The 6,779-nt window shown below is 63.8% G+C and carries 3 protein-coding genes and 1 pseudogene; 1 reads left to right on the top strand and 3 read right to left on the bottom strand.

Annotated features, from left to right (window positions below; all coding sequences use genetic code 11):
- Nucleotides 1-531: 531 nt before the first annotated feature.
- From OXG79_06045 to OXG79_06035, 3 genes are all read right to left on the bottom strand, one after another.
- Entirely contained in the window at nucleotides 532-1,359 is an 828-nt protein-coding gene (locus OXG79_06045) for a hypothetical protein (protein MCY3783328.1), read from the bottom strand.
- 385 nt (nucleotides 1,360-1,744) lie between these two features.
- Nucleotides 1,745-1,891, bottom strand: coding sequence for a hypothetical protein (locus OXG79_06040; GenBank protein ID MCY3783327.1), 147 nt, complete (start codon nucleotides 1,889-1,891; stop codon nucleotides 1,745-1,747).
- A gap of 199 nt (nucleotides 1,892-2,090) precedes the next feature.
- Nucleotides 2,091-3,029 carry a hypothetical protein gene (locus OXG79_06035; protein ID MCY3783326.1) on the bottom strand — a complete coding sequence of 313 codons (939 nt, stop codon included), beginning with the start codon at nucleotides 3,027-3,029 and terminating at the stop codon, nucleotides 2,091-2,093.
- A 2,699-nt stretch (nucleotides 3,030-5,728) separates the two neighbouring features.
- Here OXG79_06035 and OXG79_06030 point away from each other — a divergent pair.
- Nucleotides 5,729-6,682: pseudogene (locus tag OXG79_06030) on the top strand (IS5 family transposase).
- The last annotated feature ends 97 nt before the right edge of the window (nucleotides 6,683-6,779 follow it).

The following is a 6,779-nucleotide window of genomic DNA, read 5'->3' as shown; positions in this document are numbered from 1 at the left end:
TCGTTGGGCGGTCTCCCACCCGTCAGCCGTGTCTCACACCTCTGTGGTCAGTACACCTAGTTGGGTCCGGCGGGGACTTGGCGTTCTACTTCGGAGGGTCTTTCGGCCTCGGCAATCGCCGCCGCTGCGGTGGTTGTGCAGGTCTCAAAGGGCCCGAACGGGAGGCCCCGACAAGGGAGAGATCTCCCTAGGCTGGCTCAGGAGTGACGATGCGACGCCGAGGGTCAGGTCGTGGCGGGCCACGAGGCCGGGCCGACGGGCTTCACAGTGCAGCGCCAGCTGCAGGCCGAAGACTTTGCGTGTCGGGGACTGCACCGGCGCTGATCCCGCACTGGCCCGGCGACCGGGTGAAGACCGACCGGCGCGACGTGCACCAGTCGGCCGAGTTGCTGCGCGCGGACCCGCTGACGAGGAGCATCCGCCCAGTAGCGACTGGGAGGCCGTGCACGATCCCTGCAGGGGGCGACCGCCGCGTTCGTCTCGTCTTTGGTGCCGGCGCGAGGATGCTGCGTCAGGGTGGGCTGGCAACGTCTACCGACGATCGCCGTGACGACGCGCGAGCGCCGCGCACTCCTTCCGCTTGGTTTCGATCATTCTCTTGTCAGGATTCTTCCATCCACCGAGCTTCGTAAGGTTCAGTGGGGGGCGCAGTTGGTCAATCAAGTCAGCCTCAGTCGTGCAAGGATCAGCAGATGCAACGCCGATGACACGAACCCTCGCGGCAATCCACTTGGTCAGCCTCTCTTCGCCCGCGGCGTCGAATCTGTAGTTGGTGTACCGCTTGGAATCTCTGGGCTTCTCGGATCGAGGTTGCGGATTCAGATCCAGCTTCTTGCGCAACAAAGCGCCGATTGAGCGCCGGAGCGTTGAGCTACCAGTGCGACTCTCGACCAAATGCGTTCGGGATACGCGCGCCCGAACGCCGGTTTCCGCTTTCCCCACGTAAAGAACCACGGGATCAGAACGAGGAGTAAGGCCAAGCTCTCTCACGGCTTCAGGCCCCGCGGCGAGGACATAGCAGCCCGGATTGGCAGGCAATTTAGCGTCCGCAACGGGCTCGGCCTGCGCAAGATTGACCTTGTTCACACTGAGTGCCTCGCTGCTTGGAGTGAGTCCCGACATGCGTGCGGATAGTACTTTGTGCGCGAAGCGCTTCCGGGCCACCGACCACGAGTAGTCGTCGTGACTGGCGTTGATGTGAATGCGGAATCCTTGACCGACAAGCGTGACGTAGAGCTTGTCAACGTTGCCGACCACAAGGATTGCCGACCGAGCGCGTGTCGCACCGTCGAACGTTGCGATGCCCCAACGGATGTCGCTGCGGTGCTCACCGGTGCTGCTAATTCGGGCCGTCCTCATGCCGAAATCTGGCGCTGTGACCGTCTCTCGCCACGTGCCTAGGGGCAGGGTAACGAGATGATCCTCGCGCCCCATCCCGTTAGCGAGCACGACCTGGCGAACGACCCTGGTAGCGATCCTGAGGTACCCGTTCCCGAACATGGCCTAAAGGGGCGGCCAAGTACGCCGGACTCGCTCCCCAAATCAGCAGGTCGATCCGCACCATGTGCCACACCATGGCCCCTCGACGACGAGCCCCACGGGCAGTCAGGTCATCCACGCCCAACGTCTTAGCGTGTCGAGCCTCTTAGCTGCTCGCATAGGTGCCCGTGAACGACTGCCACCGGAAGTCCACCGACCACGGCTGGTCGAGGGGCAGGACGCTGATCGCGGTCCGGAAGTCCGTTCAGCTCATGGCGAAGGGACGCCCCTGACTGGTGAGCGACACGGGCTGGTCGTCAGTCCCGCCCCCCAGCTCCTCCCACACGCCAGGACTCAGCACCACGGTCACTCTCTCTCCGGGTTCGCCCGAGACGTGCTGGCTGACATCCACGACGAATGTCTCCGGCTCGATTGCGTTGATTGTGTCTGACGCACCCTCGACAAGGTCTGAAAGTCGTAGCCCCTGAGCATTTCCATGAGCTCGCGCCGCTGGGACTCGTTCTGAGCGAACTCGAAGTCGAACCCAGCGGCGATCATGATCAGGACGGGGAGTGGAAACCGCGATAGCGACGGCGGTCGGCGTGGCGAGTTTAATCTGCGTCTCCTTCCGATGATTTGGAGTCGGAGGGGATGACCGTGCTTTCATCCGGCTTGACGCTACGCCCGATGGCGTTCGGGGGGACCTCGCATGGCTCCGCCGTTTCAACCGGCACGCTAACCAGGCGCTCACCGACTTCGGGCGCGGTGTACTCGGGCAGCGGCGGGGAGTGGTGGCCCGTGTCGTCATCGCCGCTGACCGGGACTTCAACCACCACCTTGCTGACGATGATGTTGTCGCAGGGGCCGGTATCCGGGGGCACTACGGGTATTTCTCCCGCGACGGCCGGTACCAAAACCGGTCCCGTGTAGCGGATGTCGCGAAAGTCATCAAGCGACTCCCACCCGTTGCGCTGCCGCATGCTCTCTCGTTCCGCCGGCGAGAAGCGTTCCCAGCTGTAGACGATGAGTTCGTCGTGGAAGACATCTCCCATGCGCACGGTCGTGCCCGACGGAATGTGTAGGGCTGGCACTCGCGCGTTGATGACCGCCTCGGTGGCCCGCCGACGCATGTCGCCCGACGGGTACGCCGCGCGTGCATTGGCCAACCGACGCTCGACCTCACGGAGGTCCGTGACGATCCGCACGGTCTCTGAGCTTTCGGCGGGCGAACTGGACGTGAAGTACGGCACCGCGGCCGGTCCCGTCACGTGATAGTCGCGAAGCGCGTCGAGCGACGGGGCCTCCACGCGCTCGCGCTCCGCTGGCGACATTGTTTCCCAGTAGTAGGCGATCACGTCGTCCGGGACGACATCCCCGAGGCGGACCGTCGTTCCCGCTAGCACGATGAGTGCTGGCGCCTCGGCAGCGGGCACCGCGTTCCCACACGCCGCTGGCGCGATGACCAGCGCCCCGACGACGAGCACGACCACGGCGATAGTGCGGATCCCGCTAGTGATGGCAGCCAGCGTGGGGCGTGGCATGCGCGGCATCGGCGCCCCCGTCCATCGGGTGGGCCCCGCTGCCCACCCGAAGGCAACGTAGCTCGCGGTGGCCGACGCGACAAGCGGGTTTCCTTCGCTGGCGCATGCCAGGTGGCAATCGGAGGCGGCCATGGAACAGGCGAGCGGGGATATTCCAGGTCTGCTGCAGGGGTGTTTGGACAGCGCCGCACTCATGGCGTGCCTGTCGGCGCCCGTCGGGCTGTGCCTGCATGCCTTGGTCCGCTCGCGGCGGTCGGCGGCGCGGCACCGCGCAGCCTACAATTACTCGACCACAGACACGCGTAGGCACCCCGATGCTGGGCAGGTCCGACCTTCGCGACTCGCCCGCTGCGAACACCCTTGGAACACTGTCTAGCGGCGCTGACCGCGAAGGGCGCGTCCCCGACGACCATCGAGAACTCCCGCTCGGTCCTGCCGTCGTACCTGCGCTGGGCGACGACGGCTGCGGTACCAACCTTCTCCGACTTTACCCTGCGGCAGGCGGGAGACTATGTGGCTCACGCCAAGGGCGAGCATCTGTGTTTCGCCCATCAACGCAACGTCCGCGCCGGCGGTCGGCTCAGTGACTACACCACCAGCCCGCCCGGGCGTGCTGCGGGCTTTCGCCCCCTGTGCTCGCGCGCGAGGACTGCACGAAACAGCAGGAGCCGGCGCGGTTAGGCCGCCGCGCCAACTACCAAGCCAATCGTGCCCATCTCCCCCGAGGGATGCTAGGGGCTGGTGGCCACCCTGACGGGCCCGACCAGTCTACGGGCGCGCGGGCGGACGAGTTTGAACCTGCTCTTCCATAGCGGCATCCGGGCGCCGGAGCTGCCTGACATTCGGCTGTGCGACCAAGATCTGCGGACGGGAATCCTAGGCGGGCGCGGCAATGGCAGTCAGCGCCAGCGAGATGAGTGGCGCACTGTCGGCATAGGTGAACTCGCCCAGCGCGCGGCGCAGCAACACGCCTTCTGCCATCGGCCGCCCTACCTCCGGGGAGGGCCGAGCGAGGTCGTGCTCGTCGAAGGCGTGAGCCGCGAGGAACCGCTCGTCGCCTTGGCCGCTGGCACGTGGCGCACGAAGGTCGAAACCGCCGATGCTAGGATTGACTTGGCGTAGATTGCCGTGGCCGGGCCGGAGTTCGGTGGGGTCGCATATCTCCAACCTGCGCCCCGCTAATCTCCTGGAAAGCCACGGACGCCTGAGTCGGGGCCCGCCGGACACTGTATAAGGGCACGAAATCCATACCAGAGTGAACGCGGTCAACTATCAACCGTTGTCGGTTACCCTGGAGCGATTGTGGTGGCGCTAAACGTGCTGCCTTAGAGTACGACGTATGACCTAGTGCAAGTGATCCTGGAATTCTGGGGACGGCTTGACCGCAGCCGTGTCGGACGCAGCATAGCGAGCCTCGTGCAGTCAACTGTGCTGCTAATAGTCCTGCTGGCATTGAGTCAACTTACAGACTTCATCATCAGCCTTACTGTCCAAGACGACCTGATGGAGTCCATTGCAGACCAGACGGCAGACCTTCTAATACTCTTCGCACAGATTTCTGCCGTCGCAAGTGGGTCATTCATTGTAATTGCCGAATCTATATATGGAATTGTCGAATATTTGGAGCTCAGGAACAAGTCGAGGCGAGAAGGCTAATGTATACTTTAGTTTATGTGCGGCTACTTCTCATTGGCTTAGTGGGTGGAATAGTGGGGCTAATTGCTGCCATCAGACAGGATTCGCCGGATTTGCTGTTCGCCTCCATCTTGGCTAGTGGCGCTAGCTTTATGATAGCAATAGAGATTGTTGCTCTCGGCTGGTACTATGTCATTTGGTGGCCGGCCGCTAGATGGATGGCGTCGATTGGGAGACGACTTGATGCTATTGAGCAACGAGTTGATTCTCTGGCGGAGGATATGGGTATATCGCTAGATCGGGATTCCGTCCCTGATCTGAGCTTAAGGCAAAAGATAACCCTCACTGCCATACGGCTCACTTGGTCGAATTTTGTGCCCGGCGGTCTTGCGATAGCGGTGGCGAGCCTAACTTGGACACTCCTGGCCGCCGGAATCGACAATCTACCTCAATCTATAGTGCTGGATGTACAATACGGAGTAGCGCTGACCGCAGTTGGACTGTTGCCAGGATTTTCCTGGGTCATTTTGACGGAATACAAAGTTAGGAAGCTAAGAACCATGCTTAGCAGGGTCCTGTTAGCCAGCGTTAGGTGTGAGTATGAACAATTTCCGATCAGCACTCACGGAACATGGCTCTTGCCTGGTGCCTTCCTGACAGGCTCTAAGTGGGGCTGATCGTTGGAAAGCGATAGTGGGATGCATAGGGCATCCGGCTAGTGGCGTTCGCGAGACGGTAGTCTCTACGGATGCGACTCATTAGGTGTGCGTGGATTGAGTCGACCGCTCCGCTACGGCGCGGCAAGGCAGCTGCCATGTTGTCACGTGTGGGCGCTAACTGGATGGGAATGGTTAGCCCACGGGATCGCACTGGCTCGGAACGTCTACGGCTTTCGGTCGTGCCGAGTATGTGGCGAACATCGAAGGTCTCCACCGCCAGTGCGGTAGTTCCTTGCACTGGCAGATGACGGGCATCGCGCCGTGGTGAGCTTAAGGAAAGCTCTGGTCTAATCCGGGGGCGGCTTATGGGCGGGGTCGATGCTCATGCGTGCCGACGATCCGGGGAGGGCGCCGATGGTTGCGCTACGCTCACTTGCCGACGTGGGGTATGACGGCCAACCGCGCCAGACGCGGCGGGAGCGTTTTCTCTAGCGCATGGACGCGCTGCTGCCCTGGGCACGGCTGGAAGCGCTCATCCGCCCGGTCTACCCCACCGGCGAGCGCGGGCGGCCGCCGTATCCCTTGGCCCTGCTGCTGTGGATTCACTGCGTGCAGCTGTTCTACAACTTGAGCGACCCGGCGATGGAAGACGCGCTCTACGACAGCGTGGCGGTACAGCGATTTGTGGGGCTGACGGCGCGGGACCCGCGGCCCGATGAGACCACGATCCTGCATTTCCGGCACCTGCTGGAACGGCACGACCTGGACGCGGGGCTGCTGGCGGAGATCACCCAGCACCTGGCGACGCAGGGCCTGCGGCTGCGGGAGGGGACGATCGTGGACGCGACGATTCTTGACGCGCCGGCGTCAACGAAGAACCGCGCCCAAGCGCGGGACCCGGAGATGCATCAGGTGAAGAAGGGCCAGCAGTGGTATTTCGGGATGAAGGCGCACATCGGGGTGGACGCCGCCACGGGGCTGGTGCACAGCGTGGCGACGACGGCGGCCAGCGTGGCGGATATCACGCAAGTGCCGCAGCTCCTGCACGGCGCCGAGACGCGCGTGTGGGGCGACGCGGGGTACGAGGGGGTAGCCCGGCGCCCGGAGCATCGGGGGCGGGCGATCGATTGGCAGGTGGCGTTACGCCGGGGGCAGCGGCGGCGCTTGCCGCCGGGCAGCGCCGCCGCCGAGGCGGAGCAGCGCAAGGCCTCCATCCGGGCAAAGGTGGAGCATCCGTTCCTGTATGTGAAGCGGCACTTCGGCTATGGGCAGGTGCGGTATCGCGGGTTGGCCAAGAACCGCACCCGGCTGTGCCTGTTGTTCGGGTTCGTCAATCTGCTGCTGGCGACACGCGCCGCACCCGCGTAAGGGGGGGTGATCTGCGCCCTGCGCGGGGTCGAACCCGGCCCCGGGCGGGGTTTGAACGGCGGGGTCGAGCTGGCGCAGCGCCCCGGGCAGCGATTCC

The sequence above is a fragment of the Chloroflexota bacterium genome (assembly GCA_026706485.1).
Lineage (GTDB): Bacteria > Chloroflexota > UBA11872 > UBA11872 > UBA11872 > JAJECS01.
Note: the sequence above shows the minus strand (reverse complement) of the source record. Positions and strands in the feature narration are given on the sequence as shown.